This window comes from Limnobaculum xujianqingii, assembly GCF_013394855.1.
Taxonomy (GTDB): domain Bacteria; phylum Pseudomonadota; class Gammaproteobacteria; order Enterobacterales; family Enterobacteriaceae; genus Limnobaculum; species Limnobaculum xujianqingii.
In genome coordinates this window covers 344,791-371,555 of sequence record NZ_JABMLK010000001.1, presented here as the reverse complement: position 1 = coordinate 371,555, position 26,765 = coordinate 344,791, and the positions used below count along the sequence as shown (strand labels likewise).

General features: G+C 45.5%; 35 protein-coding genes and 3 pseudogenes. 1 reads left to right on the top strand and 37 read right to left on the bottom strand.

All coding sequences use genetic code 11. The features are described from left to right. Window positions 1–3: 3 nt before the first annotated feature. The 34 genes and pseudogenes from GOL65_RS01375 to GOL65_RS01220 form a co-directional block, all read right to left on the bottom strand. Window positions 4–1,434 carry a phage tail sheath subtilisin-like domain-containing protein gene (locus GOL65_RS01375; RefSeq protein WP_140918453.1) on the bottom strand — a complete coding sequence of 477 codons (1,431 nt, stop codon included), beginning with the start codon at window positions 1,432–1,434 and terminating at the stop codon, window positions 4–6. Beyond that, a complete protein-coding gene (locus GOL65_RS01370; RefSeq protein ID WP_140918452.1) occupies window positions 1,424–1,657 on the bottom strand; it encodes a DUF2635 domain-containing protein in 234 nt (77 codons plus the stop codon). Before GOL65_RS01370 ends, GOL65_RS01375 begins: the two co-directional genes overlap by 11 nt. After that, complete coding sequence (locus GOL65_RS01365; protein ID WP_140918451.1) at window positions 1,650–2,312, bottom strand: DUF1834 family protein; 663 nt, start codon at window positions 2,310–2,312, stop codon at window positions 1,650–1,652. The genes GOL65_RS01370 and GOL65_RS01365 overlap by 8 nt, the downstream gene beginning before the upstream one ends. Next, on the bottom strand, window positions 2,309–2,743 hold the full coding sequence (locus GOL65_RS01360) for a gp436 family protein (protein WP_140918450.1): 435 nt from the start codon (window positions 2,741–2,743) through the stop codon (window positions 2,309–2,311). Before GOL65_RS01360 ends, GOL65_RS01365 begins: the two co-directional genes overlap by 4 nt. 2 nt (window positions 2,744–2,745) lie before the next feature. Next, window positions 2,746–3,144, bottom strand: coding sequence for an HI1506-related protein (locus tag GOL65_RS01355; RefSeq protein WP_140918449.1), 399 nt, complete (start codon window positions 3,142–3,144; stop codon window positions 2,746–2,748). Next, complete coding sequence (locus GOL65_RS01350) at window positions 3,144–4,052, bottom strand: Mu-like prophage major head subunit gpT family protein (RefSeq protein ID WP_228723028.1); 909 nt, start codon at window positions 4,050–4,052, stop codon at window positions 3,144–3,146. The genes GOL65_RS01355 and GOL65_RS01350 overlap by 1 nt, the downstream gene beginning before the upstream one ends. 17 nt (window positions 4,053–4,069) lie before the next feature. Beyond that, a complete protein-coding gene (locus GOL65_RS01345; protein ID WP_140918448.1) occupies window positions 4,070–4,450 on the bottom strand; it encodes a hypothetical protein in 381 nt (126 codons plus the stop codon). Next, on the bottom strand, window positions 4,450–5,580 hold the full coding sequence (locus GOL65_RS01340; RefSeq protein ID WP_140918447.1) for a phage protease: 1,131 nt from the start codon (window positions 5,578–5,580) through the stop codon (window positions 4,450–4,452). Before GOL65_RS01340 ends, GOL65_RS01345 begins: the two co-directional genes overlap by 1 nt. A gap of 225 nt (window positions 5,581–5,805) precedes the next feature. Continuing rightward, window positions 5,806–6,282: a phage virion morphogenesis protein gene (locus tag GOL65_RS01335; RefSeq protein WP_140918446.1), complete on the bottom strand. Its 477-nt coding sequence runs from the start codon at window positions 6,280–6,282 to the stop codon at window positions 5,806–5,808. After that, window positions 6,283–6,975: a hypothetical protein gene (locus tag GOL65_RS01330; RefSeq protein WP_228723123.1), complete on the bottom strand. Its 693-nt coding sequence runs from the start codon at window positions 6,973–6,975 to the stop codon at window positions 6,283–6,285. 132 nt (window positions 6,976–7,107) lie between these two features. Then, a pseudogene (locus tag GOL65_RS01325) lies at window positions 7,108–7,604 on the bottom strand (phage head morphogenesis protein); the annotation flags it as partial. Further along, the gene (locus GOL65_RS01320; protein ID WP_140918444.1) at window positions 7,591–9,159 is read right to left on the bottom strand and encodes a DUF935 domain-containing protein; all 1,569 of its coding nucleotides are present in this window, start codon (window positions 9,157–9,159) and stop codon (window positions 7,591–7,593) included. The pseudogene GOL65_RS01325 and the gene GOL65_RS01320, both read right to left, overlap by 14 nt. After that, window positions 9,141–10,797: pseudogene (terL, locus tag GOL65_RS01315) on the bottom strand (phage terminase large subunit). The gene GOL65_RS01320 and the pseudogene terL overlap by 19 nt, the downstream one beginning before the upstream one ends. After that, window positions 10,790–11,569: a hypothetical protein gene (locus GOL65_RS01310; RefSeq protein WP_140918442.1), complete on the bottom strand. Its 780-nt coding sequence runs from the start codon at window positions 11,567–11,569 to the stop codon at window positions 10,790–10,792. The pseudogene terL and the gene GOL65_RS01310 overlap by 8 nt, the downstream one beginning before the upstream one ends. Beyond that, complete coding sequence (locus GOL65_RS01305; protein WP_130590466.1) at window positions 11,562–12,089, bottom strand: DUF1804 family protein; 528 nt, start codon at window positions 12,087–12,089, stop codon at window positions 11,562–11,564. The genes GOL65_RS01310 and GOL65_RS01305 overlap by 8 nt, the downstream gene beginning before the upstream one ends. Before the next feature lie 4 nt (window positions 12,090–12,093). After that, window positions 12,094–12,321 carry a hypothetical protein gene (locus GOL65_RS01300; protein ID WP_140921510.1) on the bottom strand — a complete coding sequence of 76 codons (228 nt, stop codon included), beginning with the start codon at window positions 12,319–12,321 and terminating at the stop codon, window positions 12,094–12,096. Beyond that, complete coding sequence (locus GOL65_RS01295; RefSeq protein ID WP_130590468.1) at window positions 12,318–12,572, bottom strand: hypothetical protein; 255 nt, start codon at window positions 12,570–12,572, stop codon at window positions 12,318–12,320. Before GOL65_RS01295 ends, GOL65_RS01300 begins: the two co-directional genes overlap by 4 nt. Further along, window positions 12,569–13,174, bottom strand: a complete 606-nt coding sequence (locus GOL65_RS01290) for a hypothetical protein (RefSeq protein ID WP_140921511.1) — start codon at window positions 13,172–13,174, stop codon at window positions 12,569–12,571. The genes GOL65_RS01295 and GOL65_RS01290 overlap by 4 nt, the downstream gene beginning before the upstream one ends. Continuing rightward, a complete protein-coding gene (locus GOL65_RS01285) occupies window positions 13,167–13,445 on the bottom strand; it encodes a hypothetical protein (protein ID WP_228723027.1) in 279 nt (92 codons plus the stop codon). The genes GOL65_RS01290 and GOL65_RS01285 overlap by 8 nt, the downstream gene beginning before the upstream one ends. Then, window positions 13,442–13,966, bottom strand: a complete 525-nt coding sequence (locus tag GOL65_RS01280) for an N-acetylmuramoyl-L-alanine amidase (RefSeq protein ID WP_179038118.1) — start codon at window positions 13,964–13,966, stop codon at window positions 13,442–13,444. The genes GOL65_RS01285 and GOL65_RS01280 overlap by 4 nt, the downstream gene beginning before the upstream one ends. A gap of 79 nt (window positions 13,967–14,045) precedes the next feature. Then, window positions 14,046–14,543, bottom strand: a complete 498-nt coding sequence (locus tag GOL65_RS01275) for a hypothetical protein (protein ID WP_140921513.1) — start codon at window positions 14,541–14,543, stop codon at window positions 14,046–14,048. Window positions 14,544–14,557: 14 nt separating this feature from the next. Then, entirely contained in the window at window positions 14,558–14,992 is a 435-nt protein-coding gene (locus GOL65_RS01270) for a Mor transcription activator family protein (RefSeq protein ID WP_140921514.1), read from the bottom strand. Then, a complete protein-coding gene (locus GOL65_RS01265) occupies window positions 14,989–15,390 on the bottom strand; it encodes a gp16 family protein (protein WP_140921515.1) in 402 nt (133 codons plus the stop codon). The genes GOL65_RS01270 and GOL65_RS01265 overlap by 4 nt, the downstream gene beginning before the upstream one ends. A 157-nt stretch (window positions 15,391–15,547) precedes the next feature. Continuing rightward, window positions 15,548–16,057: pseudogene (locus tag GOL65_RS01260) on the bottom strand (HD family hydrolase); the annotation flags it as partial. Further along, window positions 16,054–16,776, bottom strand: coding sequence for a DUF2786 domain-containing protein (locus tag GOL65_RS01255; RefSeq protein ID WP_140921516.1), 723 nt, complete (start codon window positions 16,774–16,776; stop codon window positions 16,054–16,056). The pseudogene GOL65_RS01260 and the gene GOL65_RS01255, both read right to left, overlap by 4 nt. An 88-nt stretch (window positions 16,777–16,864) precedes the next feature. Further along, entirely contained in the window at window positions 16,865–17,071 is a 207-nt protein-coding gene (locus GOL65_RS01250; protein WP_140921517.1) for a hypothetical protein, read from the bottom strand. After that, entirely contained in the window at window positions 17,061–17,261 is a 201-nt protein-coding gene (locus tag GOL65_RS01245) for an ANR family transcriptional regulator (protein ID WP_140921518.1), read from the bottom strand. The genes GOL65_RS01250 and GOL65_RS01245 overlap by 11 nt, the downstream gene beginning before the upstream one ends. Beyond that, window positions 17,261–17,785 carry a host-nuclease inhibitor Gam family protein gene (locus GOL65_RS01240; protein WP_140921519.1) on the bottom strand — a complete coding sequence of 175 codons (525 nt, stop codon included), beginning with the start codon at window positions 17,783–17,785 and terminating at the stop codon, window positions 17,261–17,263. The genes GOL65_RS01245 and GOL65_RS01240 overlap by 1 nt, the downstream gene beginning before the upstream one ends. A 22-nt stretch (window positions 17,786–17,807) precedes the next feature. Continuing rightward, window positions 17,808–18,092 carry a hypothetical protein gene (locus tag GOL65_RS01235; protein WP_179038117.1) on the bottom strand — a complete coding sequence of 95 codons (285 nt, stop codon included), beginning with the start codon at window positions 18,090–18,092 and terminating at the stop codon, window positions 17,808–17,810. A gap of 9 nt (window positions 18,093–18,101) precedes the next feature. Next, window positions 18,102–18,998: an AAA family ATPase gene (locus GOL65_RS01230; protein WP_140921521.1), complete on the bottom strand. Its 897-nt coding sequence runs from the start codon at window positions 18,996–18,998 to the stop codon at window positions 18,102–18,104. A 4-nt stretch (window positions 18,999–19,002) separates the two neighbouring features. Further along, on the bottom strand, window positions 19,003–19,641 hold the full coding sequence (locus GOL65_RS22115; RefSeq protein WP_228723026.1) for a Mu transposase C-terminal domain-containing protein: 639 nt from the start codon (window positions 19,639–19,641) through the stop codon (window positions 19,003–19,005). Further along, entirely contained in the window at window positions 19,625–20,221 is a 597-nt protein-coding gene (locus GOL65_RS22110) for a hypothetical protein (RefSeq protein ID WP_228723025.1), read from the bottom strand. The genes GOL65_RS22115 and GOL65_RS22110 overlap by 17 nt, the downstream gene beginning before the upstream one ends. Further along, on the bottom strand, window positions 20,218–21,039 hold the full coding sequence (locus GOL65_RS22105; RefSeq protein ID WP_228723024.1) for a hypothetical protein: 822 nt from the start codon (window positions 21,037–21,039) through the stop codon (window positions 20,218–20,220). Before GOL65_RS22105 ends, GOL65_RS22110 begins: the two co-directional genes overlap by 4 nt. A 10-nt stretch (window positions 21,040–21,049) precedes the next feature. Next, window positions 21,050–21,298, bottom strand: coding sequence for a helix-turn-helix domain-containing protein (locus GOL65_RS01220; protein ID WP_130590485.1), 249 nt, complete (start codon window positions 21,296–21,298; stop codon window positions 21,050–21,052). A gap of 133 nt (window positions 21,299–21,431) precedes the next feature. Between GOL65_RS01220 and GOL65_RS01215 the strand changes: the two genes are divergently transcribed. After that, on the top strand, window positions 21,432–22,148 hold the full coding sequence (locus GOL65_RS01215) for a LexA family transcriptional regulator (RefSeq protein ID WP_140921523.1): 717 nt from the start codon (window positions 21,432–21,434) through the stop codon (window positions 22,146–22,148). Window positions 22,149–22,444: 296 nt separating this feature from the next. Here GOL65_RS01215 and GOL65_RS22345 read toward each other — a convergent pair whose 3' ends face one another. The 3 genes from GOL65_RS22345 to GOL65_RS01205 are packed head-to-tail and all read right to left on the bottom strand — an operon-like array spanning window position 22,445 to window position 26,416. Further along, a complete protein-coding gene (locus GOL65_RS22345) occupies window positions 22,445–22,579 on the bottom strand; it encodes a hypothetical protein (protein ID WP_267313812.1) in 135 nt (44 codons plus the stop codon). Further along, window positions 22,576–24,210, bottom strand: coding sequence for a hypothetical protein (locus GOL65_RS01210; RefSeq protein ID WP_140921336.1), 1,635 nt, complete (start codon window positions 24,208–24,210; stop codon window positions 22,576–22,578). The genes GOL65_RS22345 and GOL65_RS01210 overlap by 4 nt, the downstream gene beginning before the upstream one ends. A 28-nt stretch (window positions 24,211–24,238) precedes the next feature. Continuing rightward, window positions 24,239–26,416 (bottom strand): type VI secretion system Vgr family protein, encoded by a 2,178-nt coding sequence (locus GOL65_RS01205; RefSeq protein ID WP_140921337.1) that lies wholly within the window; start codon window positions 26,414–26,416, stop codon window positions 24,239–24,241. Window positions 26,417–26,765: the final 349 nt, after the last annotated feature.

The following is a 26,765-nucleotide window of genomic DNA, read 5'->3' as shown; positions in this document are numbered from 1 at the left end:
CCCTTATAAATACAGGTCGATAACGCCAGCGATAACATGCAGGCCGTTAACCACATCCGCAGGAATCTTAACGTTAAGCGTTCCCGGATTTTGTAAGTCGCGCTCTGAAAGCAACTTAGCTTTGTTTGCTTCAACGTTCTCCAGAATCTCTAATCGTTCAAGCAGGAATAAAACGTCCAGCGTTTCAGAACGCACTTTCGGTGGGGTTCTTTCGCTCAGTTTTTCACGCGGAAAACGTAGGCTCCAGCGCTCAACAATCGCTTTTCGGGTATAGTCCAGAGTCCTGATCGTGGTGATATCCAATAGTGAGATATCATCCGTTCCAGAATCATTAACGGTATATGTTGAGATGGCCCGGACAATTTGAACTTTGTCTCCCGGCCCAACTTCTAACGGTGTCAAGCCGTTATAGAGCGTGGCTTCTTGTTCTGTTCGTCCCGGTTGAGATTCAAGCGACGTCACGTCCAGCCCCAAAATCGGCAGGCCATTTAACGGGCGGGCGGGATCTTCTTCGCTGGCGGTCACTGCCGCAAATCCTGCTGCAATAATGCACGGCATCAGAGCTGAATCATTGTGCCAACCGACCATGACTCGCCCGCTGTTGATTTTCTTGGTCAGTGTGGTTCCGGTTGCAAACGATTTACGCCAACCTGCAACGCCAATCGCGGGACGTTGCTCCATCGGATGACTTACCTTGTCCAAGTGGTCACGTAATGCGGTTAACGCATCCTCAGACGAGAACGGGCAAACCAGAATGTTAAATCGTGCGGCGAAGATAGCCGCTAATGCATCGCGGATATCAACTTCCAGCAGTCCACCTGCCATCGGCGTTAATTCACTGGTAATTCCGGCAACGGTAGAGGTTGCCCGCAAAATAATATCGTTACCAAATGCGCCTTTGTTTTTAGCTGTAATTGTCACCGTTTCGGCTGTGATTGCCGCTGTGACGGGTAAGTCAGGGTTTTTATTTAAAGCGGTGACAAGTGACGCCATCAACGTTGCTGCGTCATCACCGTTACGACTGGTTATATCAATTCGAGTGGTGGCGATATACAAGCTGATTACGCCTGCATTGGTTGCCGTACCGGTCAGTTTTAATGAACCTTTTGCGACCTGACTTCCTTCCGCATCTTCAACCCCGATAACGCTTAAATTGATATACGGATTCGCGGTCATGGCTTCTTTTGCCATCAAATGCGCCAACGACCCACGCCCGAAATAGCTTGCTGCTTCATCATCGGAAAACACATATTGTGTTGTCAGTGGTGCCACCATTGTTCCGGCAATCGGTGATAACATCTGACCAATGATTAATACTGTCTGACGGTTAGTGGGTAACGTTGTTACTGCTAGTTTTAAATTGAATTCAATATGCTTGCTGGGTTTACGGGTGCTTGCCGGGATTTGTTCAAGCGTAATGTTATCACTCGCCATCTGTCGCCCCTTTTTTCTTGGCTTTGCTGTCGGTTGCGACTGTCAGGACTTCGGGTTCCGGCAGCGCAGGTGGATACACTAAATCACCGCTTTTAATACAGCGGCGATAATAGGCGTTATCCTCAACCGTGACCGCTTCTGCATCAGTAATATAGTGTTTAGGGTCTGCATACATCGGGACTTCAACGCCCGTTGCAGCAATGACCGTTAATGTCTTAGTCATAGGTGACTTGTCCTTCTAAGTCAGGGTTTAACGGGGTGTTGACTTCATCAATTTTCAGCTTGATGGTTTTTAAGTCCGGGTACGGCTCATCAATCGCACCCCGATAACGGGTGAACGGGTAATCCGGATGCGTGATGTCTACTTCGCCAGCCGGGTTTAATGGGGTTTCAGGGAATCGGCTATCGTCCAATGAGGAATAGAACCAACTGGTGTCGAATTCGCAAGCGAACGCTGATACGGCCTGTTGTTCTAACTGTGTATTAAACAGCGAGCGAACACGACCCGGAGTCAAACAAGAGATTTTTAAGCCCAATGACTGTCCAGTCAGTAAACGACGAACGGCAGTCACAAGAAGGTTTGTTCCGACTTCGCTTTCCAATACGCCACCCTGTCGCGAGGCTGTTTCGCTGCGGATGTTTCGGTCAGCAACTATCACCGCAAAGCGTGCATGGTCACGAAATTTACGTCCGGTAGTGTTGGTTTTCTCAGTCTTGTGAATGCCACCAAACGTCACCCACGCGCCCGGCAATACCCGGATAATTTCATGCGGATTGCCATCCAGCTCGCCGCCATAGCTTTGTACACTGTCAACCATCCTGCCGAGTCCAGCCCGAAGACGCTCACAAATAGCATGCTCGATATCACTTGGATTCAAAATGCACCTCCATTGGTTTTATCTCTGCCAAACTGGCGACCACCGGACGCAAATTTCACTGTGTTAGTGGTCTTTGCTGTGCCTATCCCGCCTGTGCCTAGTTTGATTTTGCCTGACGCGATTTGCTCCAAGTACCGGACGGCGTCTTCATAACGCGCCCGGATTTCCTCTGTCAGTTGTACGCCACTTGTTCCGCAGAGCTTGAAACGAGTGATATCACAGCAACGATCCACTAACGCCTCCGGGATGATGTCAGCAGACAAAGGGAGCGTGTAACGGCTACCGATGTAACTATCAATTTCAGAACTGGCCCGCGCTAAAGCTTTTCGCAAAACCACGTCGTCAATCTCTCCCAGCCGGTTTCTGTCAGTCAGGGTGATAACTTCTTTCAATCCAAAAACGTCTTCCATGTCCTGTCGCTGTGCGTACATTGCTATTTACCTTTGTTCGCGGCTTTGTCTTCTTTAGTGTCAGCCTCGTTCTGTTTGGATTTATCGTCCTTGTCAGCTTCGAGACTTGCCGTTAATTTGGCTTTTTCCGTTTCCAGAGCAGCGGCGCTTTCCTCCGCCAGTCGGGTTCTCTCCTCCACCAACAGGCGATTATATTCGTCTTCTATTTTCTGACGCTCGGCAACTAACAACGCAGTGATATCCGTTGGTGGTGTGGCTTCCTTGTCATCCTTCAATAACTCAACGACCAGTTGTGGGCTTTCCTGTAGCTCTTTGATTTGAGCTTTCGTGAATGTGCCTTCCGGGTGGGTTGTTGCTTCGCTTGAGTGCGACATGCCGCAACGGCAAAAGCCGTCACGTTTTGCAGTAATACGAACTTTCATTACGCTTCCTCTCCCGTTGAACCGTAAGCCATTTGCCAGAATCCATACCCAGCCGCGCCGCGAGCCTCAACACTGAATTTGTATTCTGCTTTATTGAATACATCGTCAGAGTCTATGTTGGTTTGATTAACAAACTCTGGCGCTTCGCGCTCTTGGAAAATCAGAGGTTTGATAATCTGATTAGTATCAAACAGGAACCATTGTGCGTCGTCGTCCAAGTCATCAACGACCAATACTTCTGCGGTGCCTTTGTAGATGTTGCGGTCGCCGTTCTCGAACTTTTCAGCCTCACAAATCGTGCGGGCGACATCTTCTAATGCTGGCGGAACCACTAATAAATTGGGTTTAATTTTTAACGCAGCTCCTTCATCATCCTTAAATTTTCGCATTGCCGTTCTTGCTGCCCCGTAACTGGCTTTTGCTGCCGCAGCCGTAGCAGCGGATAAGGCTTTTTTCCCTTTATTGGAAACAAAGCTTTTGCCGACGGGATGGTCAGTATCAAAGAACGGTTGACCGTCGTAGCATTCATTAATGAAACCACCGGGCAATAATGCAAAAACCAAATCAGCGGGCCATTCTTTCGCCGATTTACCCGCCGCACTGGCTTGAATGTTATATCCGGCAAGTTGATTGTCTTTAATGTGATTGCGTTTAATGGCGACGGTGGCTTCATAGTCTTCATTCACCAACGTGTATTTAAACGCGCCCAGTGCTTTAACGACTTTTTCGCCAATCCATTTTTTCAATTTTGGGAAGCGGTCTAACCACCAGTAATGCTCCTCACTGGTTGTTGACGTGACTTTCATTGCCAACTTTTCCCAATCGGAGTTGGTTTCTTTAAATGCTTTTTGGAAAAGCGTTTTTAAACCAACATAAATATTCTTAATTGCTCCACCGTTAATAGTCACAGTTCATTTCTCCGTTGTTAAATCTCAACCCAAATGCCGTCAGCATCGATAAAAAGCACTTTCCCGGCGACAATATCTCCCGTTGCCGCGACAGTCTGACTATCCGCGACATAACATGACTTGCCGACAAGGGCTTGCGATACCGGGGCGGATGAACTATTCGCAAAGTTGAAGGCTTTACCCCGACGCACAAGGACAAAAGCATCACCGTTTGCACCGCCACGGTTATCAATAAATTCTGTTGCCATGCCAACGGTTGTCAGGCCCGTTGTAGTACTTGCCAGAACAGCAAATCCGGCAGCGTTTGTGCAAACCATATTCCCGGCATAAATAACCGTGTTCGCGGCAATTTGAACCGGAATAATTTCTCCATCCCGGTAGCTGGTTTTTCTATCCATTACGCATCCCCCTTCATGGTTGCGGCGAACTCTTCAGGGCTAACGCCTAAGGTGGCGCACATCGCCAGCGCGTCAGCGTCCAGCCCGTAGGTTTTATCTGACTGAGCAAAATCTTTACCGTCAGTTTGCATCTGATTAAGTGATGCAATCGGCTTGGCAGAGGCGAGGAAGGATTTCACCGCATCCGGATTGGTTTTTGCAGTATCACGCGCCCACGGTTCCAGCGCCTTAGTTAAGCGTCCGTCAGATAATGCCGCTACAATCGCGCTTTCCATTTCATCCTTTGCGCGCTTTTCGCGATCGGCTTTCAGGTCGGCAACTTCATGTTGCAGCTTAATAACGACGTCTTGTGGGACGTTGGTTGATAGCGTGGCAACCTGCGAGGCTAACGCGGTTGTTTGCTGAGAAAGCGCTGTGATTTTTTGCTCTTTCTCTTGTAACAAAGTGATTAAATTAACGCTTGCAGCCGTGGTGCCTGCGCCGTCAGTAAGTTTATCAATCAGCTTTTGCAGCTCTGCTTTTACCTCTTCCAGTGTCGCGGACAGGGGCAAGTTCAGCATCCAGCGGAGCTGTTCGAGTAAGTCTTCCATTGCGGTTGTATCCTCAATGTTAAGTTGTGGGTTTCGGGATAAGTCGGCAAGGTAGCCCGCAGCATAAGACGCCGCCGCGAGGGTTACTTCTTCCATGCCATCAAGAGCGGGGGTATTGGTCAGGGCAGCATGTAACACCTCAATTACTCGCCCGGTGGTTTTGTCATAGATAAATACCGCTGATATATAGCGATACTCTTTTGCCGCAATCATTTTTGCGGCATCGGCTGTCCAGTCCACGTCAATAGCAAATAAGCCAACAACGTCGCGCCATTCCATCTGCTTAAACCAACCCGCAGCCGGGGCCGGTTTGCCGTTCTGCGCGGATTTTAATGTCTGGTGTTCGTAATCAATGGGGAGGCGATTCGCTTTTGCCTGTGCTTTTGCAATCAAGCTTGCGGCGATATCGGCATCGATAAACCAATCGTCGCACTCAAACGGGCGACCATCAGTGGCGCGAAACTTACCCGCCGGGAGTAATTGAATGGTGTTACCGGCGTCTTGAAGTTCGAATGTTAATGCGGCGATTTTTAGTTTCATTCGGGCATGATGACAGCCCGATTAAACGGCGGCGGCGTGATGGGGTTCAGGGGGTGTTATAAGAGGGGAAATGATTAAATCTATCTTGCACATTCAAACGAGACATTGCAACCGCGTTTAAACGTCGTTTAAAAACTCTCAGGAGGATTTATTGTGGGGTGGACTATGTAACGCTACCAAATTGTCATAAAAAACGCGCTACGATAATTGCAGCGCGTTTTTCATTTAATCAAAAGGCCGGGATAAATAATCTATCCCGGTGTTTTCTATTTCGTCGTAATCATCATCCATTAAACTCAAGAACGTTCGGGCCGGAATCTTTGACCCCGGATGATTAACTTTTTTAGCAAAGCGCCCACCAAATGCCAACGCCTTTTTATTTCGGGGGCGGATAACGTGTGGGCGAGTAGTGCCACCGTTATTCTGTATTGCTGCATATTTCAAGTTAGACCCCGCACCCGCTGTATCATTATCAGAAAACGGTGTGATGCTGGATGCAAGATGCCCCTTATCCTGTAAGATTTTTCCGTCCCGCTTTATTGGTAGCCATTTGGGACGGCCTTCCTGTGCGAAATTTTCTTCCACTGCATCCGCCATGATGCCGCTAATTTCCCGCATCAACGGTTCCCTGTGTTCGAGGCTGTCGAGCACATCGTTTAAGGCACTTTCAGCACGGGTGATATCAATAACAATCCTGACCATCTATTTCACCTCACCAAATAAAATTTCATAGCCACGTAACGTCCCGGCATCGGGTAGGGTTTCTGCATGAGTGATAGGATTTGCCCGGCTGTCTGATTTCACTTGAGGTGTGTCGCGCTTTTTAAAGCGGGTTGCAACTGACAATACATGTTTTCCGGGGGCATCATCGATATCAAAAACATACAGCAACTTTGGGGTTTCCTGTTGTGTGTCAAATAATATTGCTGACGGCTTATGCACATGTGCGGGTAATTGTTGCCAGAATGTCGCAGGCAAACTGGCTGACCCCGCTTGAGCTTCTAACAAATGATTATCCGTCAGGGTGATAACGGCTGATTCAGGATGTAATCCTTTTTCGGATAATCGGTCGAGTGTTGAGGCTGGGAGCGCTCCGACATGGCGTTGCATTCCTTTGGCTTGCTTATTGATTAACGTATTATCAATAAACGTTTTAACATCCTTTGAAACAGCGTTTAATAACGCCGGGTTTTTCAGTGTTTCATTGACCGCCGTTGAGGCAAGGCGGACATCTGCGACGGTGGCACGATCAAGCAGACGCTGTCCCAATGATGACAGATAGCCTTGTCCGGGATTGTGACCAAATCCCGCGTCCGGCGTGTACAGTTTGCCATCATGCGGATTTTTAAACGCGGTAACGGTGCGCGTTTCACCATTTCCCCACGGTTGCGACACCTCCACCAATAGTCCCTCACTGGATTGTACCGTTAGCCCCAAGCGCTCGACGTCACGACCCGAGCGAGCACGGCAACGACAGCGGCAGCGATAACCATCGGGGGGATAAAGAATGGCCCATATAGGGTCGTCAATGTGAGCAATAAAACCATTTAGCGACAGGTGCGCCGGGCGCGTTCTGCAATGGCGACACGTTCCAGATAAGGGCGACTGTCCTTATTGGATAATTGTTCCTGATAACGCCCGGCATTATAGGCCGCCTGCATATTGGTTCGATAAATAGTTTCTAATCGGCGCGGCTGTATGCGCTTACCTTGCAACACGCCGTCGCTATCGGCAACCAGCCCCGAACCCAACCAGCCTTTTTTCTCAAGAATGGGGATAATTTGTTTTTGAAAATCACTGTACGTGCCGCCGTTCTTTAGGTGCTCGTTTAATGAGTTTCGGATATCCTCTAAAATATCTTGCTTGAGGATTCCGGCAACCGTGAAGGCGCTTGCGTGGGCGCTGGCTTCGACATCATGCCAGTTGAAACCAACCGCATAGCCTTTTGATTCGAAATATTCGATAGCCTTTGCGGGCGGCACGCCGATTACGTAGCTTAAATCAACGCCGTTAGCTGTTGGCATTGAGCCGCCCCCATACATCAGCAACAAAGATGGCTTGCATCAGTAGTTGTTGTTGCTCTTTGTCATCCAATAACGGGTAGCTGGCGGCGATAATGTCGAGCGCTTCGTCCGGCGTTTGTCCCTGTTGCAATGCTGTGACCATTGGTGCAATCAGCTTTAACATAGCCTGATTAACAGCATCAGGGGCCGCCGGTGCATCATCAAGCACGGATTGTGCCTGATCGATATCGTCGTCGGCTTTCTGGCTGAGTGCTGCAAACGATTTATATCGTTGGGATAACGCAACCGGATTGATAGTATCCCGTCGTTTTAATGTTGGTTCACCGTCTTTAGGTAGAGGAATACCGGTTTTTTCATGCACCCATGATACCGGGATTGTATCGACCCCGGCGTCAACCAGTTTCGACACACTGTCCGCGAGTTTTACTAAGTCGGCAATCTCTCGTGTGTCGAAAACAAACCGGGGCAACCGACGTTCGTCGAAGTCCTCACCACAATTAAGCTGACATAACATCAAGATTAGTTCACGGAACGTGCTTTCCAACTGGCAGGCATCGGCGACCGTCAGGTCATGCCTGACCTCGTTATGCACATTGCCAAGGGCGTTCGTGTTTGAGCGTGAATCGGCCTGACTGGTGAGCGTTGCACCAAGAATGATTTTTGATTGTGTTCGCTCACACCAATTAATCATGACTTCGTAGTTTGCCGCTTGTCCCTCGGCGGCGGATTGAAACTCTATTTCCGTCCCGGAAGGAATAATCCCGGCGGCATCATGGCCCAATGTAACCAGCGCTTCGAGTAGCGCGTCTTTCTCTTCTTCGGTAGCGCCTTGAAGATAGGTTCCGATTCTGGCCGGGAGGCCGTAAATTTCGAGAAACTCGGCTAAATCACGGATAGCGAAATTCTTAAACAGGTAAGGCCACACTAGCGCTCGGACAAACCCTGACTCTGCAATATCGCCCGATTTTGCGTTGTGCTTATGGACAAACCATTTAAAAGGCCATAGCGGGGAACCTTCAATCGAGTCATTTAATAGTAAAGTGTTGCCGTCTTCCGTGGTGGTTTTAAAGTATGTCTGTTTTCTGTAATGCAGTTTCTTTGGTAGCCAGTCGCCCTGATACTGTTCCCATTCAATTTCTTGTGCGGAAAAACCATGACCGATAGCATCCAACGCATTTAAGATAACGTCTTCAAAATCAGGAATTGATTTAAACCATTTCGCGACTTTTGCTGCAAACGTCTTCTCCGTCGGGGTTGCATCTTCGGGGGGATTAATATTCCAATCCAGTTTTAACAATGCATTTTTGCGTTTTTGCATTTCTGAAAAGATATGACCGTCACGCTCCAGCATATCGTTAAATAAGCTTGCCTGTGCTGCTAGGTCGCCTTGCTCTGCGGATTCCATGATGCGGGCCAGCTTTTGCAGCGACAGTCCCTTTGAGGGGTGCTCGGTGAACGAATGACGCAGCCCGGCAATTTCTGCCGTCTGTGTTTTCTTTAAATCCTTTTTGGTGAACGGACGCCCGTTAGCATCCACTATCTTAGATACTGCCATGATTTACCAGCCCCCTTAGAGCCGAATCGCGAGCCGCGTTTGCCGGGTACACGCGTGTATTTGAACTGACCGCCGATGCCTGATTGCGCCGCCGCCCACAGCATATGCAGGGCGTCTGGCCCGTCATCGTGATCGGCCTTGGGGAAATGCTCAAGCTGGCTAATTAATGTCTTTTGTGATGGATGGAGACGGATCAAGCTGTTTGCCATATGCGGTTGAAGGGATTCAATTCGCAATATTTTGTCTGTGTGCGGTATTACAGCCCGAGCCGGTACGGGGATGCCGCGTTCTGCGGAGCGTTTAACCAGTTCCGTTCTTAAAAATTCCTGAAACTGTACGGTTTCAATAACCCATAAGACGCAACCGTATTCAAGTTGAAACGTGATGATATCTTCAATAATCCTGTCCGGGAGCCGCTTTCTAATTGAGGCTTCAACAACGTCCAGAATGCCGGTTGTCCGATTCATTCCCCCAACAAGTAACGCTGACGGGTCACGACCCGCGCCTTTCAACCCTAAACTTGGATCTGCGGCACCATAGAAAACCCACTCGGCTAAACGGTTAATCCAAAAGTTAATGCAACCTTTAAAGATGGCATCTTCGCCGGATACCGGGTCGTTTTGATACTCACTGTCAAAGGTTGAATGACCATCCCGAACGCGGATCAACATCAGGGCATACAGCGGACGAGCCGCCCAACTAACGCGGGAACCTTTGAGCATGTCATTTTCGTTCTGTTTATAAAACAGTTCTGCCGCTTCCGGGCTGTCATTGCGGAGTATTTCTTCCCACTTATCCCACAAATCCATACTATCGGGCCAGTCAATAACGGCCTGAAACTTGGCTGTTTTCCAAAGTGGGTTTTTCTGCGTCCGGGCTAATACGGAATCGTAATGCAGGATAGTTCCGATATAGACGATATCAAGCTTGCCCCCTGCGGCTCCCAACGGCATCACGGTTTTTTTCAACCAGTTTTCCAGCTTCTCGCGCTGCTCCGGGTTTCTGACCTGTTCGTCGTTTTCGATATCATCCAGCACCACCAAGTCTGGACGATAAGCACCATGACGAAGCCCCCGCAATTTCCTTACCACTACCCGCAACAGTGACCTTAACATCATTTCGGGTCACAATGGTTCCGGCTTGCCATACGCGCCCCCCTCCGGCAATCTCGGGGAAATCCATTGCTATTCGTGGGTTAAATTCAATCTCGGCTTTGATGGCTTCTAGCATAGGGTAAGCTTGGTCGATGCTGTCCATTATGATAACCGGGTATTTTTTTATCCCCCGAATGATGCACCAGAGCACAAATAATTGACTGACGAGCGTTGACTTTGCCTCACCACGCGGGGCGGCGATAGCATCATTTTGGCCTAATAACTGACATACAATTTCAGGCAGTCGCTTAAACAGGTGCTTGTGTAGTTCGCTTTTGTCGGTGTGGCGGACATAGTGTGGAAAGTAGTTATTAACGAAATACTCATAGCCGCTGTCCGGTTCATTGACTAACTTCCGGCGCTCCTGTACTGCGAGCGGGTCAGGGTCAAAGCCTACACAATTAGCCTCAATGGTTCGACGAACGCTGGCGGCATACTCCGCCAGATTCTTTTTAAATTCGCGGATAGAGAATTTCTTAGCCATGAGTTACCCCATTCGATATCGGGGCAGTAGCAAGCGGAACGCCATATTTTGTGAGCCATAAATGAGGCCAGTTTTTCTGAATCTCGCGCTCATGCAGGCAAGCGCGTTCGAAATCCTCCGGGACATTGTCTCGCATCCATAACCACATATCATCAGACCGATTTGGACACATCCAACACAGTGAGCGTGGGGGCGTTGGTAAGCCGTAATCCTCAACCAGTTTAACTGACTGCGGTTGAGTGATGTTCAGTTCAATGAGTGGATAGCGGCGACGCCATTTTCCCTTAGTCGTTTTTGCGCGGCGGGCTGCTTCATCAACGGATATGCCGATCCACATATCCACACCACGTCGGGTTAAATACTTCTCACCATAGCGTTGATTTAAATAGCGTTGAATGACTTCCTTTTTCCATTTGTCCGAACAAAACGCCGGTTGTTTTCCAGAGCAATAACCTGTCTTTTTTCTGCCGTTCATTTCGGTGAAATAGCCCGGTAAAGGCGCATGTGCGGGAGATATAGATAAGTCATGGGTGGCATAATCTGACTTAGGGATAATTACATATTCCAAGCCTATTTCATCGCATAACGGCGCGATGTGATCGCGCTGATAAGTGAAGACGTTTGACGCTTCGCGCATGGTGTCAGACATTACGATGATATCAGGCTTAGGCAGTACCCCAGCATGAATTAGGCATATAATCGCATTACTTTGTGTACCGCCTCCAGATGACAATACATTTAATCGTTCAGGGGTATAGTTAAATTTATCCATAGGATTTCTCTATCACCTCGCCGAACGGTTCTAGGACTTCTGCGAAGGCTTGCAAATGCTGCGGGTAGTGTTCTGAAATAAATACACCTAGCTTTTGTAAAACTTCCAGAGATAGGGCTAGCTGGCTGGTTTCAGGTAACAGGCGTTTACTGGCTGATATGCTTTTGTTATAAGCATCTGCGAGGCTTGCCAGCATTTCGACGCGCTTTGCCAGCAAAGGCATTTGCTTTTCAGGCTCAATGACAGACATATCAAAGCCGTTGATAGCTTCCATCGTGCTTTTAAACTGAATAACCATATTGGAGAGCAGTGAACGCGAAACATCCTCAAGCCCACCTCCTGCCATCATGTGCGCGGACTTTTGTTTCTCCCAATCGTCCCCTTTGTCGAGCGCATCTTTTTTCCAGCGGCGAGCCGTTGCAAATGAAACGCTCAGTTGTGCTGCGGCAATCTCCATTGATAACCCATCAAACACATAGGAACGGCGGAGCCTGTCTCTTGTTTCGCGTGGGTGCGCCATTACGTCAAACCTTTAATATTGTTTTAATAATTTCGATGGCGGCATACACCAGACCGCCGGACATACCACCCGCCACAGCTCCGGCAATGGTACCGCTTTTCACTGATGCCGGATGGATGGCGTCAATACGACTTTCTATCCGGTTTAATTGGGCGCTAATGCTTCGTAACTCTTCCAGTTCTGTGGCAGTGCTCCGACTGGTTAAGCGCTTGGTCTTTTTTGCTTTACTCATTTATCAGCTTTCCTGTCGAGTTTGCTGTCAATGCGGTTAAGTTGCTGTTTCAGCTCTCCGATTAACTCTTTGATGGAGCCTACGTCTTTGTGGGCTTCTTCTTTTAGCTGGTAGCGTTCGTAGAGTTCCTTTCTTAATGCCTGCTGTTCGTTCTGTAGTCGGCTAATATCATCCTGTAAACGTTTAACCCATATCCCACCGAACACCCCGGCAAGCGCTAGCGCAATTTGAAATGCAATATCAACAGTCATTTATTGCGCTCCCAACTTTCAATGCTGATTAATTGCTTTTCGATTGTGCGGCAGTAGGTGCCGTAGTCGGTGATATGATCGAGGATATCTTCTGGTGATAACCCGGCTCCGGGGCAGGTGGTTTCACTGGCAGAATCAGTAGCGCCGCTGGTATTGGCGGACAAACATCGACTATCAATGGGATATCCGAGCGCGGCGCGGTAGAGTTGCAAGCTGTAAGGGCCAATACCATTAAAATTGCGCCCATCACTTTTAGTCGCATCATTAATCCTTTTTTTAAGTTCACGTTCAGTTTTTGATAACTGCTGTTGTGTCTCCAGCAGTTGTGCTGTTATTCGCTGACTTTCTGTGGTGGCGTTCTGTTGCTTTTGAACGGCAGCATCTAACGCCCGATTTTGGCGTTCTGCGGCGGCTTTCCGCTCAGACTCCCATTGCAATTCAGCTTTTGCGTGTTTGGCCTGTAAGTCATTAAGCGTCATGTTATGAGCTATGGCAGATACCTTCGCCCCGGCAACCCAGCCAACACCAAAGAGCAAGGTACTGATAGTGAGTTTGATAAAGACAGCTTTGTGATTCATCACAAATGAAAGAAAGCTACTCATGGTTTCCAGCCTCCCGATCACGTTTAATAGCGGCTTGCTTTGAGGCTTGAGACTGGACAACCCATGCCGCCATATATCCGGCGAAAAGCCACTCAGTTAAATGGTCAGTAAAGGTGCAATAAATCAACACGATAGTTGATGCCACGAAGGCACCCACTAACAACGTATCGGAGGTTGAAAGCCGTCCGCTTCCCGGATTGGTAATGAGCTGTAACAGACGCTCAGTTATTGATGTCATATCACTTTTGGACTGGTATTTCTGATTGCTCATGGCTTTTCCTCGCAAACCCATTCAGAGCGAGGCGACAATAAAAGGGCTTGCCAACCGGCAACATCAAAGCCGGGGCAAATTTTTGTCCATTCGTTTGATGTGATTTTCCCATCGCCGTTCAGGTCGGGGGACAGGTCACGATGACCACAAACAACGGCGCGAGGATACTTTTCGACTAAATCAGCATAAAGCAGCGCCAGTGCTTCCCACTGTGCTTGCGTGAATTTATCCGTACCTACAAGACAAATACCAATTGAGCCGGTGTTGTAGCCTTTGGCGTGAGCGCCGGTTTCACCAATTGCCCGGCCTTTTTCAACGGTTCCATTTGTATCAATGACAAAGTGATAACCGATATGACGCAGGCCGGGACTAAATTCATTAACGAACGGCGTTGAACGACGGAAGCCCCGGTCTTTATGCCAACGGTCAATAACAGCGGCGGCAGTTTCCCGAGCATTGGCGAGGCGGCGACCGTTGGCAGTCGCGGCGCAGTGGATAACAATTCGGTTGATATATGACATAAAAAAACACCATCTGATTAAAGATGGTGTTAGTGTTACTTTTTATGTGGTTTTAGGCGGTGTGATGGGGTTCAGGGGGTTAAGAGGTTATATCGATAATCGCCGTTTTTGACTCGTCTTTTTTTGCTGGAGGCGGTGTTTTAATTTCATTAACACATGCGCTTTGAGCTTTCACAAACTTATCCTCGGCGGAAGATATCTCTTTGCCCGGTGTTTTGTTGGTTTTCGCTAAATCCAACCGCAATCCCCATATCTTGTCGGCATCATAAACCAGTTCTCGACAATTTGGAAATGGCGTCTCAGTTAATGCATTCCCGAACAAATGTTCGGCATCTTCTTTCAATCGTTGAATGTGCTTGCTGTGTGCGGTAACTTCTGGCAGAACGCCGCCAAACTGTCGATAAGCATCAGCAATATGAACACTAAGGACTGTTGTTACTATTGTTTCATTTAAAAGACTTTTTACATCCTCTAACTGCGCATGATACTTCTTAACCATCGCGGAGTTATCAACCTGACCAGCGAATAACAATGGGCTGATTAACAATGTTGTGGCTGCGAATACCTTTAACTTCATGGCGCTAACTCCGTTTAAAATAAGGTGTCTTGTTTATTGGCATCGGTGCGATTGTACTTACTTAATAACTCCCACGCAAAACGATCAGAAAAACCAAACTGAGGGCAAAGAATTGTCAGGCTCATTGATGCTGATTCTCCCGCGTTCTTCATATCATCAAATGCGGATAAAAATTGGCGGTTACGGTGTTCGCGTAGTGCCTCCGCACAACGAGGGATATAAAAATCTTCTCCGCCGAAATGTGACATTAACTTATCTGCGTGATCTTTCCCAATGGCCTGAACTAACAGTGCAATTCGGGTTTTACCGAATGCGCCTACTCCCTTACTAAACGGAAAAGTGATTCCACCCAATTTCTCGACCAGCTTCAACGTTGCCGGATATCCGATGATTTCGGCGGCTTCCTGAATATTACCCGGCAAGAAATCTTTTAACTCTTCAAGATTCATCGCTTATCCTCCCGGCGACGTGCATCAACAATCAAAGCTTGCATAAGCTTTGTTAGCTGTGAGTCGGTCAACCACTCAATAACAGGCTGTTTAAACATATGACCCGCCATGCTTTCTGCATACCCCCAAGAACGTTCAGCATCAGTGAGTAAAGCTTCGATTTTATTTAATGTCCGCTGACGTCCGGCGGAAACGTTAGGGCGGCGTCCGTGGTCTTTTTTCTTTTCTGGGGTAAAGCCTTGCTCCTTCATGTAATCAAGGATTTTCTGTTGCTGCTCGGGCTTACATTGCTTTGCACTGGTGCAGCCCGTAATTCTGTATAAAACATCCCGGTAAACATCATCAGACCATTGCAACGCATTTTTTCCAATGTGGATCAATTGAATGAGGTTAGCCATTATTCACCCCATAACGATAATGTTTGATTTCTTCCACTGCGGAATTAATCAAACTGGTTAACTTTTCGTTAAGCCGTTGACCTTCGCCGTCATCACCATCGCAAGCGACAAACGCTTGTAGGGTTTGTAAATCTGTTCCTGTGCATGGTTCGCCGCACAACTCACGAAAACGAGCCATAAATAGCACCTCTGCGACGTGTGAGGATTGCGGAACAATATTGAAGGGCATAGCAGCAACGTTGTTTAAAATGGGCCACTCTCTATGTGGGTCAATTCCGAGATCGAGTTTCTCTGTTGCCAGTGCGATTAAGTCAGCTTGTTTCACTTCATGGCTTGGGAGTAAAGGTAATCCGAACTTTTCACGAATAACCCAATCAAAGCGATTCTCTATGCGTTTGTAATCAGGTAACAGGCGTTTTAGTGGTGAGGGAATATCGCAGCAATAAGCCTCGGCGGCATCATGCAACAAACCTTCAAGAGCGAACGACTCTGGTACAATGTGACTCACAATGACGGAATGTTGAGCAACGCTATAGAATGACCGAACGTGTCCGGAATAGCGGCACGTATGGGCCAGTGCTTGTGCAATATCAGAAATATCGATACTGTCTGCGGTTGGGTTCAGGTAATCAACTTGACGGCCTGATACTGTGCAAAGCCATGTCATAATGAATCCCCCAATAACACAGTAGTATTGGTTGCCCCGTTAACTGCTGCATGTAACTTAACGTCACGACCAGCTAAATAACCAGAAAAGCGAGCGTCATCACTTCCCCGACAATCTTTTGCGCCTCGGGTCTTTCCTTCCTTTAAATTGTGTTCTTCTGTAAGTTTATCCATGTAAACAGCCATTAAGTTTTTTTCATCATCAGGGATAATGAATGGCGTTACCGCTTTATAGGCACCGGAGATCCAACCTTCACAGAACTGATCGGCTCGGGCTGTTTTTGTGCTGGTCTTAATTCGTTTATTTTGTGTGGTTAAAAACTCTTTACGAGCGCGTTTTATTTGTCGCGATAACACATCAAAGGCGTAAGCTGCGATTTGTGGTCGTTCATTCACACCAATAAATTTAGCGATGCGTTTTGGAATTCCATACTTACCTGAAATTCGATAACTCCAATAGCCATCAACACCAAAAGCTCGACATATCATCCCAAACAATAAGCTCATATAACGAGGCATTGTCGCTGCATCAGATGGCGCACCTTTACTGGCACTTTCCGCGATTTCTGACAATTCAACATCGGTTGATGTAACACCATGTTGATTCATCATTTTTTGCGCTTGACTTAATGCGTTTGCTGCTTCATTTGCATTTGAGCTGCGATTTGCCAAATTCAATAACTTTTTAATTTTGGCTAAGTATTTTTCTTTGTCTTTCATTGCTATTCCTCTAGATTTTGGCGTAAGCCAGCCCCGGCGGGTTTACGCCAATTAATTTTTAAAATGCCTTTAAATATTGATTAAAATATTACTGTTTAGTTATTCCAGAAATTGCCGTTAATGAATCAACATTCACCCAATACGGTTCGCAATTAATTTCAACGGTGGTGCAATTGCTTAAATCTCTGGCCTTGTCGAGCGTTCGGACAGCACGACCACCCCGTAAAATTTTATTTGGTTGATAAATAAAACCAGTACCGATCGGATATTTTTGATTAAACTCTTTAGCTCGCATATTTCTTCCCCCATCCGTAACGGTTGCAGGTCGCGCAAAAGTCCCGGCGGGTTTCTGCATGCCAAACGTTAACGGGCTTAACGGCTAACAAGGAAGCGTCGTGCCAGTAGGTATAAGCTGCCGCATAGTTGCCGGACTTCTCAGCATTGACAGCTCGTTGTGAAACAATTCGAAAAGCACGATTAGTCATTATCGGGATTCCTGTTCAAATGGAACAATGACAAAATCCTCTATACCTGTGTTGACTGTAATTCCAGCAATACCCCTAACAATATCTGGTTCGTTCAACATGGCTTCTTTGTTTGCTTCTTCCTTCGTGCGAATGAATCGTTCAAGCTTCAAACGACGTAAATTTTCAATGACCGTTTCAGCACCCCGAATGGTTATAGATGGTGGGCGGTTTCGCCATTGAACTTCACCTGTTATCAAGTTTGCTGATTTGGTTTTTCCTTTATTGGTCAATTCGTCACGATTAGTTTCACACCACGTTTGAACGCCAGTTTGAAGGGTTTCAACCTGAGATTTGAACCCCTCTAATACAGGTACATAACGCTTGGTAATTGTGCCAATTTCATCATTCATTTCAGTTTCCGTGCGAATTAGCTCGCGAGTTATGTCGCCAATCTTTTTAATATCAGCGATAGCATCATCTCGGGATTGAGATACATAAACCGCTGCCGCAGATTTAAGACGTTTTTTAGGAGTTTTAGCCATAATATTTCACCTGTTTTATTGATTAATGATGATACTCAACCCACACCACACGACAGCCATGTAGCGGATATTGAGCTTGTTTATATTTCCCGCGTTCTTTACACCCGAAAGCGTAATAAACCGCGATTCGTTCAGTAATAAACCGAGCCAGAGACGGGCTATATTCAACGTGAATTGTTGGTGCGGATGGCTGGCATAAATTAACGTTAGTAACATTAATTCCTTGAGCTGTTAGCTCTAACAAAGCTGATTCAACTTTCGGTAATGAGCCTGTGAACACTGCATTATTTTTATTAACTTGTGACATGATTCCCCCTTAATTAATCAGCATTTGTGCGAATTGCTGAACAGCCGCAGCATTGATATTCATATCGTTAATACGACAAACACGAACAGCACCACGCAGCAGCTTAGATAAGCGCCGGGCATTTCCCTTCGATGCAGTGAAGAAAGCGTCTTCAGTTTCTTCGTCTAATTCGTCAATAACACTGCTTGAGATAGCCTTCACATCAGAACGCGGTAAGCTATTTCCAAGATTCAAGGCAAATCCCACGCGGCTATAGAGCTGGACTAATTCCCCGCGTTTGCCTTTCAGGTTCAAAATCAGACGAGGCATTCCGGCAAGAACGACACCGACTCCGGAACGGTCATAAATCCGGCGCAGGACTTCCAGCGCTCGAAATGGCAGGAGTTCTGCTTCATCAACAATAAGGACAATATCTGAACCGTTGAGCTTACCGACACAGGCTTCAATCAGGTCATGCAAGTTGCCAACAACAGATAAATTTAATTGGCGGCATAGTTCACCAAGCAATACTTTTGCGGTGTAGCCGGGGTCGGCCTCAATCAAAATGACGGTATTTTTATTTTCCTCCGCATAGCGCTTTAAAATCATGGTTTTTCCGAGTCCGGCTTCACCATAAAGAACGTTGATTTCCTTGCACTCATGGGCGAGTTTAATCAGTTCTAATCCTTTTTTTGCGGATGGCGTCATCACAAATGTAATAGTAATATTGTGTGACCGGTCACGTTCATTGCAACGTTCAATAAAAGCGCTGATTTCGGTTTCTAACGCCGTAATATTGCCCGGATATTTACCGCTCAAATATTGGCTAAGCGTTGAACCGCTAACACTGATAGCCCTTGCTACTTTGGCTTGGCTAAAGCCCTTGTTCACCATTAGTTCTGTTAACTCATTTTTGATTAAAGACATGGTATTACCTCGCGGTTTTCAGTTGTTTTGCGCGATACTCTTCGCGCTCTGACTCAAACATAAAAATCGGTTCTGGATTTTCGGATATATGCTGGAACTCACCTGACAGCAGGGAGCTAAAGTCTTTATCTTCAATGCCAATAACCGGGCGTAACTCTGCTTTGATTTCCTCAGCTTTCTTTTCAACCAGATTAAGGCGGCGTTTCGTCCGTTCTGCTCTGGCTTTTTCAACGAAGGCGACAGGGAATGCGGCGCGCTTATTGCCATTGAACACAGCTTCACAAACGAACGTTCCGTCCAGTTTTCTAACGATGACCCTGTCTGCGCTGTGAATATCGAAAGCAACAGAAACACGCTCGCCATCAACATTGATAAGCTCTTCGGCGAAATATTCGTTATTGAATACAGAAAGCCACCCACGTTGCGCCACGCGTACAACTTGCGGCATGAACATGTCCCGAAGTTCAAGTTCAGACAAATAGTGCAACTCGTTTTTTTCCAGCAGTTCTGCGCGATATGACGCAGGTGTCATATGACGTCCGTTGCGTTTTGGTAGCTCGCTGTGTTCATGATGGCTGTTGTACCACTCGACACCGTTTTCAATAGCGTCTATTAACTGATTCCAGCTAGGGCAAGTTTGCAAGTGCGTTTCGTTGGGTTGTCGATAACTCTTTGTCTTGGTTTCTTGCATTAACTGCGGACACGATTTGACGTGATGTGATACGGACAGAATCACGATCAGCACTGGAGCCGTGAAAGGTTGCAAACTGGCGAGCAATGCGAAACAAAATGGTTTGGTGAGCACGTTCTATAATGCCTCGGCCTTGCGGATTACCCGGTATACCTGTTTCATGACCAACGCCAAGACGTGGCAAAATACCTGTAATATCAGCATCGAACAGATGGTTTTTCTCGCCGCCACCATTATCTGAATAGTAGAACAATGGAAGCCCATTGCGGGACATTCCATGCCGTAAAGCATCAGCAACCGCAATGGTGTTTTCTGATAAACTGATACTCCAGCCCACAACAAATCGTGATACACCATCCATAATTAGCGTAACTTCTGGAATAAACGGCTGTCCATGCTCCGGGTGTGCCACTTTCATTTTTAATCCGTGACCATCACCGATCCAAACATCGTTAACAGTTAGTTGTGACCAGTCACGCTTAACATAGGTTTGAATTGCCCGAAGAGCAGCACCAGTGACACGGCCTTTCATTCGGGTGATTTTAGTTTAGCTAGTGCACGGTGTACCGCATCAAGAGAGGGAAGCACATTTAGCATTGCGGGTTGCCCCTCATATACTGCCGCCCATTCGTCACAAAATTGACGATATGCTTCAGCAATTGAAATCCCGTTCGGTTGACGGTAGATGGCGAGAAACATCGGAAGCCATGATATTTCAACAGCCTTCTTGGCTTTATGATGTCCGGGAGCTAACAATGCGAGGCGTTCAGCAGCATCCTTACCCCGCAAATAATCAACAACCCATTGATTTAAAGAACGCTCACCAATAACTCTTGTAGAACCTTTTCGGGCGTTTGCTCTATTCACAGCAAGCATTAACCTTTCTGGTAACGTTGCCGCTTTAGCCTGTTCAATGATGAAACGAATAGCCCGAATTCGACTTGTACTGGCTTGCTCTTCAATTCTTAGAACTTCAATAGCTAAACTCATTCTTGCGTCTGCAATTTGACGCTGGTTATCTGTGAGTTCATTTATTTTATTTTCAAGCAGCGAAGGACACTGACGCATTAAATCCAGTGTTGATGAATTACTTGTCTTTTTTGTGTCCAGTTTTGCCACATTACGTTGAGGTGCTCTTGATGTGATGACGTGTTTTAATAAGTGTGGTTCTATTAGTGACTGAATGTTACTAGGTAGATAGCTTACGTCATATTCAAACGCCTTTGAGCCTGCCTTTTTACGGCGAATATCGGGCATATTGAGGGCTACTTTATCCAATAACTTCCGGCAACCTCTTTCAGTTGATGGAAGTCCTTTACAGCCAACAAGATCAGCAACAGTAATCCACATAACAACCCCATTAGTACCGGCTAGGCCAAATAACATCAGGTTGTACGTTGAGAGCATTTGCTATCAAAATTTCACCTTTGGGCCATTTACGATACAAGGTGTTGTGTAGTGTTCGAGAGCCTAAACCAGACTCCCGAGAAAGCCTTGATAAGTTAGTTCCCCGTTTTTTTAATGCTGAAATAATATCCGCTGGGTGCCAGTCAATAAGATTATTGATTCCATTCGGAGTCAATTTCTGCGATTCTGTACAGTTATGCATAGTAATAACCCATAGTTCTTATACAAAGTAATAATAGTATTGATCAATAAAAGGAACCAATCAAGCTTTTAATGGTTCTTTTTGTGAATATTTTTAATCTTAAATTATTAGCTTTAATTGAGGAAAAGAATCAATGAGTTACAAACCAAAGGAACTAGCGACTCCAAAAGGAATCAATGTTCCGATTAAAGCGGATGAAATAGGAACCAGTTTTTCAACTAGGTTAAAAGAACTTATCGGCCCTAAACAAAGTATTCGTGCATTTGCTAAAGATGTGGGGATTTCTTATGGTGGATTACACAAATATCTAACAGGGGCTACATTACCAACATTAGATAATCTGTTATCACTCGTAAAATACACGGGTGTCTCAATAGAATGGCTGGCTACTGGTGAAGGGCCGAAGTTTAAAGATGATAGCGGCGTCACGTCTGAGTTTGCTTTTATCCCCCGTTATAACGTCAGTGCGGCGGCGGGTGATGGGGCTTGGAATGAAACAGAGGAACCGTCGTTTTTAATGGCATTTCGCAAGTATTGGATTGAGCAGTATCTACGCGCAGACCCTAAACAACTATCCGTCATATCTGTTCAGGGTTATTCGATGGAAGGCATTCTCAATGATAAAGATGTTATCTTGATTAATCATGCTGATGTTGACGCAAAAGAGGGAATCTATGTACTTAGAATCGATGGTCACTTATTCGTAAAACTAGTCCAGCGATTACCGGGGGAGATATTAAAGTTTTCCAGCGCTAACCCGGCTTACGAGTCATTTACCGTTGATTTGAACAACCCGCCGAACGATTTTTGCATCATAGGGAAAGTTGTTTGGTATGGTCGGAATTTATAGTGATAATTAAATAAGGTTTAAAACCTGTTTAAACCTTTTTAGTTTCTGCTTATAGTTATGCAATAAATAGCGCAAGAAAGCTCAGTTTTAATCATTCCTATGCAATAGCAAGATTTTATCAATCTGAGCCTCAAGCCTTGCAATTAAAGGCGTCGGACTTATCCAGCTTTCCCTTAACCTATGTAATATTGATCACTCCCCCACAAGGGGGAACAATATAAGTATGAAAATCAACGCCTAATTGGGGGTCGAAATGTTTACTTCCATTCATCAACAAATCCCTTTTTGTTTATCGATTAATCAGAATGCCCGACCAACTTGCCGTAAAAAACACGTAACTCGTTTACATATTCAGGACACAAATAACTGACAGCGATTGCGATAAGTATCAGTACCGCCATGATTAGCCATTTTTTGGTAAACCAACTCATGCCGCTTCTCCTTGGTTTTTATCAGGAATAATGATGTGTTTGAGTAACGCATAAAATGCTTCTGGTACATCATCGTCCTCAATTCCAATGGTGGCCGTATAATCTGTTAACGGTAGCCACTCTTCTTTCGGCTCATCAAACGGGTGGACAATATCCTGATGAACACTCCAGTAAGGATGTGAATAAAAGCGGGCGATACTGATAAGCTGCTTAAAAGACTCGTCAGCCTGAGCAATCAAATCTTCACGAGCCTGTAACACCAAATAGAACAGCTTCACCATTTGTTGTTCCAACTCATCATCATATTGTGCAATCTGGCTTGCTGATGGTGGATAACTCAGTGATTTTTGGCGTTCTTCAATTGATGCGATAATTTCACCCTGACGCTGATAATAAACTTCAGCTAATTGAACCAACTTCTCGACGCAAGAATTATCCACCAACCGCATAATATCCTGAAAAATAAACATAAATGTACTTTGCATTCTTTCATCAGCAGGCAACGCAATACCTGCCATAAATGCATGGTAATAGCGATCAACCACTTCATTTGGTCGTTCATTAACTTTGGCTTCCAACAGGCTAAATCCCGACACTCGATACCCTTCAATAACCCAGAGTGGTTGAGGAAGTTTTTGAGCTAAAAGCGCTGCTGAATAATAGGCCTCAGAAGCACGTAAATACTCTTTGCCCATAAACCAGGCTCCCGCTTCACCAAACAGACTTTGAGTCTGTAGAAGCAGTTGCTGAGGCTCTAATGGAATATTTGTCGCCGCCTGCTGCGCTAGCCTGTAATTTTTAACGGCATCAGGAATGTCGGCATTTTTTAAATAAACGCCAGCCAGCATGCTATACATGACAACTTGCTGATCGAACCAATTGTTTTTCGCTGCAATATCAATGGCTTTTTGCGCACGAACACCTAATTGACTGGTATTGCCTTTGCTTAAACCGATAAAGGTATCAACCATCAGTTGCCTGAAACGCAACATATCAACACCATCAGTAGTGGGAGATTCGTTGAGGATCTGGCGCATTAACTCCATTTCATCAATATTAATTTCAATAAGATGAGTGAACTTCGGATGGTCATCAATCAGAGGCTGCCAGACTTTTTCTTCAGTAGTGTCAGTAACCACGAAGCGAATTCGGTCCATAACTGGCGCGACTAAACACTCACCAAGCCAGGTAATAAAGGCATTGCTCTGACTGATTTGTCCAGGCATAAGTACAATTGTCAAATAACGAAAAAACTGACCGTGATGGGCAATAAAGCTCTCTAATAAAACATTGAGTTCAGTAAAACGATAGCAGGGTGTTAATGAAGAATACGCCCACTTTTCACCTTCAATATCAGTTAATTCATAACGCTCAATAAATGCCTGCTCAATAGCGTGACAATACTGATAGGCAATTTCGTAAGGCTCCTGAAAATTGATAAACAGATCCTGAGTACTGTATTCATTGTCGGATTGCTGTTGTAGAGCAAAGAAACCGTGGATCAAACGATCGGATTCCTGAGGCACCCGCCAGATGAATAATCTTGCATCAGTATTTGATGACGCCTCCAGCCAACGCTGTTCAATCTCTGCTATTTTTCGCTCAACCGGATTTTTGATTTCAACCGACATAAATCATCGCTCCCTTATTTGATAAGTTCTAGTTAAGCTCAATTTTGCCTGCATCAACACTCATTTTATCCGCCATTTCAACAACAAACTTGTTACCTTTCAGCGTAATAGTTCCATCTGACTTTAACTGTAATGATGAACCCCCACAGGTAATATTGATTTCATCATCGCCGTTAAGATCAATTACCTTGGCATGTGTTGACTGTTTTGCCGTCACATCAATTTTCTGATTGCCTGTGACATTCATGTCATGAGAAGCAGTAAATTTTTCAGTTAGCTTGCCGTTAACCGTCAGATTTCTTGCCTGTTTAGCCGTAATGGTTTGCACGCCGTTGATGGTGAAGTTATGGGTATTTTCGTAAGTTGTAGTTTCTGGCCCGGTAATAGTGACATCTTGTTTTTGGGAAACCTTAACGGTATGCGTTCCTTTAATTGTGGTTTCCTGATTGCCATCAATGTTTACCGTTTCATTAACTTTGACATGATCGGTACGATTCCCCACGACCTCAATTTTTTGATCGGCACCGACAGTAATTGTCTGATTGACATCAATGTTGACGGTCTCATCCAGCACCACATGGTCTGTACGCTGACCTTTAACATCAATTGACTGATTCCCCCCCACATTAACGCTCTGATTTGACGTTACGTTAACCGTCTGATGCTGACCAATATTTTCGGTATGGTCTTTATCAACGTCAGTAGTTCGGTTGTTACGCACGCTGGTATTCATATCCCGCTGTGCGTGCATAAACAGCTCTTGCTTACCGTTTGAATCCTCAAAGCGTAATTCATTAAAACCGTCCCCTTTATGGGTTTTCGATTTTATTGACATTTGAGTTTTAGCGGCGGGAAGGTCCAGCGGTGGGCTGTTTTTTCCGTTATAAGTCGTACCCATGACAATAGGTTGGTCAATATCACCATTCAGATAAGAGACAACAACCTCCTGGCCTATTCGTGGGGTGGATAGAAATCCAAAACCGTCACCATTCCAGTTTTGTGATACCCGAATCCAGCAAGATGCATTCTCATCAGGTGCATCATATTTATTCCAGTGGAAATGAATTTTTATCTGACCGTATTCATTCACGTAGATTTCTTCACCTGCCGGTCCAACAACAGTAGCTGTCTCATCACCATATACAGTTGGCTTGGGTGAAAACGGTGCTCGCCAGTCAACAGAACCCGGAATAAAACTAAATTGATTGGTTATTACCGCAACAGCGTCAGAAGATTCTTCTGCGACTGATTGAGGCAAGGTTCCCTGATGGACGATACTAACAACTTGCCAATTACTGTTAATGGCATCCGCCGGATGTTCTGCAATAGTAAATATCTTACCCGGCATCATTTGAATACAATTACTTTCAGCCTGACCAGACAAGCTATTTGCCTGATGAGCTTCCAAACGATATTTAGCATACTGTTGAGCCACTCCGTCATCATCATAACGGCCATAGCTTTCATATATAGTAAATAATGGGCGTTTGCCGGGCTGCTTAACTTTGGAGTCAAGTCCAACATCCGGATGAGAGAACTTATAGTCTTTCAGGTGAACAGCATTGGGCTTCATTCGGGCACCATACTGTAGCTTATGGATAACCGACTCCCGGTTAGCACTTTGGGCATGGGCGTTATATAAAAGATTTTCGCCACCTGTCATACCCGTACGACTATCACTGTAAAACAGTTGATTTTCTTCAAACCAGAAAACTATCCCTTCTTCAGCTGCCAGACGACTAAAAAAATCATAGTCTGTTTCATTACGTTGAGTGGTATATTCCCACTGCTTATGTGAGTCAATCAGCTTTGATTCAAACCTGATATTATATTTTTTTAATAGCTGATCCAGAATATCTGGAATTGAATTGAAATGAAAAATTCGGTTATCTTGAGTTAATGTTAATAACCAGAGTTCCGGACGGATAGAGAAAGTGTAATAAGTCCGGTGAAAACCACTGTCACCACGAAATGCTTCTTCAATAATGCCATTAATGGTGCGTTTTACTTGACCATCAACCTTAATAGTGAGAGATGCTTTCTGTAAAAGTTGCTCATCCATATTTATATTGGCATCGTTACTAGCTACCTGAACCTCCAATTTAAACAAGGTCGATAACGCTTCTTCCAATGTAAAATCAACGACATCAAAGGTTGATTCAGGCAAATCTCCAACTTTACATGAGAAATATAAGCCAGTATCCATTAAGTAACATCCTTATTTATGAATATTAAAAATATTTAATATTCCCTTCTTACATGCAGTATGTTAAACAGCTATTTACACTCAGAATCATTATGGTTTCGCATAATTAAAGCACACAAATATAAAGCCCATCAATCCTGACATATTTACTAGGTCGGTAGTTTCAATCACTAATATGCAATAAATTAATATCATTAAATTTTATTAAAACCACAACATGTACAGAAACATTACATTCTCAATATATAAAGACTTATAAGCTACCAGAATATAGTTTTCGGGGAATATTAGTCATTATCAAGTCGGATAAAATCAGTCTCACCAATGACATCGATTTTTTTGAGAAATG

Coding starts and splice junctions, on each gene's coding strand:
- GOL65_RS01370 (WP_140918452.1), bottom strand. CDS start 1,657: ATGACTAAGACATTAACGGTCATTGCTGCAACGGGCGTTGAAGTCCCG.
- GOL65_RS01305 (WP_130590466.1), bottom strand. CDS start 12,089: ATGGCGCACCCACGCGAAACAAGAGACAGGCTCCGCCGTTCCTATGTG.
- GOL65_RS22110 (WP_228723025.1), bottom strand. CDS start 20,221: ATGAAAGGCCGTGTCACTGGTGCTGCTCTTCGGGCAATTCAAACCTAT.
- GOL65_RS01280 (WP_179038118.1), bottom strand. CDS start 13,966: ATGTCATATATCAACCGAATTGTTATCCACTGCGCCGCGACTGCCAAC.
- GOL65_RS01290 (WP_140921511.1), bottom strand. CDS start 13,174: ATGAGTAGCTTTCTTTCATTTGTGATGAATCACAAAGCTGTCTTTATC.
- GOL65_RS22105 (WP_228723024.1), bottom strand. CDS start 21,039: ATGTGGATTACTGTTGCTGATCTTGTTGGCTGTAAAGGACTTCCATCA.
- GOL65_RS01220 (WP_130590485.1), bottom strand. CDS start 21,298: ATGCATAACTGTACAGAATCGCAGAAATTGACTCCGAATGGAATCAAT.
- GOL65_RS01275 (WP_140921513.1), bottom strand. CDS start 14,543: ATGAAGTTAAAGGTATTCGCAGCCACAACATTGTTAATCAGCCCATTG.
- GOL65_RS01355 (WP_140918449.1), bottom strand. CDS start 3,144: ATGAAAGTTCGTATTACTGCAAAACGTGACGGCTTTTGCCGTTGCGGC.
- GOL65_RS01240 (WP_140921519.1), bottom strand. CDS start 17,785: ATGGCTAAAACTCCTAAAAAACGTCTTAAATCTGCGGCAGCGGTTTAT.
- GOL65_RS01320 (WP_140918444.1), bottom strand. CDS start 9,159: ATGGCAGTATCTAAGATAGTGGATGCTAACGGGCGTCCGTTCACCAAA.
- GOL65_RS01360 (WP_140918450.1), bottom strand. CDS start 2,743: ATGTACGCACAGCGACAGGACATGGAAGACGTTTTTGGATTGAAAGAA.
- GOL65_RS01335 (WP_140918446.1), bottom strand. CDS start 6,282: ATGGTCAGGATTGTTATTGATATCACCCGTGCTGAAAGTGCCTTAAAC.
- GOL65_RS01210 (WP_140921336.1), bottom strand. CDS start 24,210: ATGTCGGTTGAAATCAAAAATCCGGTTGAGCGAAAAATAGCAGAGATT.
- GOL65_RS01300 (WP_140921510.1), bottom strand. CDS start 12,321: ATGAGTAAAGCAAAAAAGACCAAGCGCTTAACCAGTCGGAGCACTGCC.
- GOL65_RS01235 (WP_179038117.1), bottom strand. CDS start 18,092: ATGTCACAAGTTAATAAAAATAATGCAGTGTTCACAGGCTCATTACCG.
- GOL65_RS01230 (WP_140921521.1), bottom strand. CDS start 18,998: ATGTCTTTAATCAAAAATGAGTTAACAGAACTAATGGTGAACAAGGGC.
- GOL65_RS01310 (WP_140918442.1), bottom strand. CDS start 11,569: ATGGATAAATTTAACTATACCCCTGAACGATTAAATGTATTGTCATCT.
- GOL65_RS22345 (WP_267313812.1), bottom strand. CDS start 22,579: ATGAGTTGGTTTACCAAAAAATGGCTAATCATGGCGGTACTGATACTT.
- GOL65_RS01285 (WP_228723027.1), bottom strand. CDS start 13,445: ATGAGCAATCAGAAATACCAGTCCAAAAGTGATATGACATCAATAACT.
- GOL65_RS01270 (WP_140921514.1), bottom strand. CDS start 14,992: ATGAATCTTGAAGAGTTAAAAGATTTCTTGCCGGGTAATATTCAGGAA.
- GOL65_RS01250 (WP_140921517.1), bottom strand. CDS start 17,071: ATGCGAGCTAAAGAGTTTAATCAAAAATATCCGATCGGTACTGGTTTT.
- GOL65_RS01215 (WP_140921523.1), top strand. CDS start 21,432: ATGAGTTACAAACCAAAGGAACTAGCGACTCCAAAAGGAATCAATGTT.
- GOL65_RS01255 (WP_140921516.1), bottom strand. CDS start 16,776: ATGAAAGACAAAGAAAAATACTTAGCCAAAATTAAAAAGTTATTGAAT.
- GOL65_RS01345 (WP_140918448.1), bottom strand. CDS start 4,450: ATGGATAGAAAAACCAGCTACCGGGATGGAGAAATTATTCCGGTTCAA.
- GOL65_RS01245 (WP_140921518.1), bottom strand. CDS start 17,261: ATGACTAATCGTGCTTTTCGAATTGTTTCACAACGAGCTGTCAATGCT.
- GOL65_RS01265 (WP_140921515.1), bottom strand. CDS start 15,390: ATGGCTAACCTCATTCAATTGATCCACATTGGAAAAAATGCGTTGCAA.
- GOL65_RS01205 (WP_140921337.1), bottom strand. CDS start 26,416: ATGGATACTGGCTTATATTTCTCATGTAAAGTTGGAGATTTGCCTGAA.
- GOL65_RS01375 (WP_140918453.1), bottom strand. CDS start 1,434: ATGGCGAGTGATAACATTACGCTTGAACAAATCCCGGCAAGCACCCGT.
- GOL65_RS01340 (WP_140918447.1), bottom strand. CDS start 5,580: ATGAAACTAAAAATCGCCGCATTAACATTCGAACTTCAAGACGCCGGT.
- GOL65_RS01295 (WP_130590468.1), bottom strand. CDS start 12,572: ATGACTGTTGATATTGCATTTCAAATTGCGCTAGCGCTTGCCGGGGTG.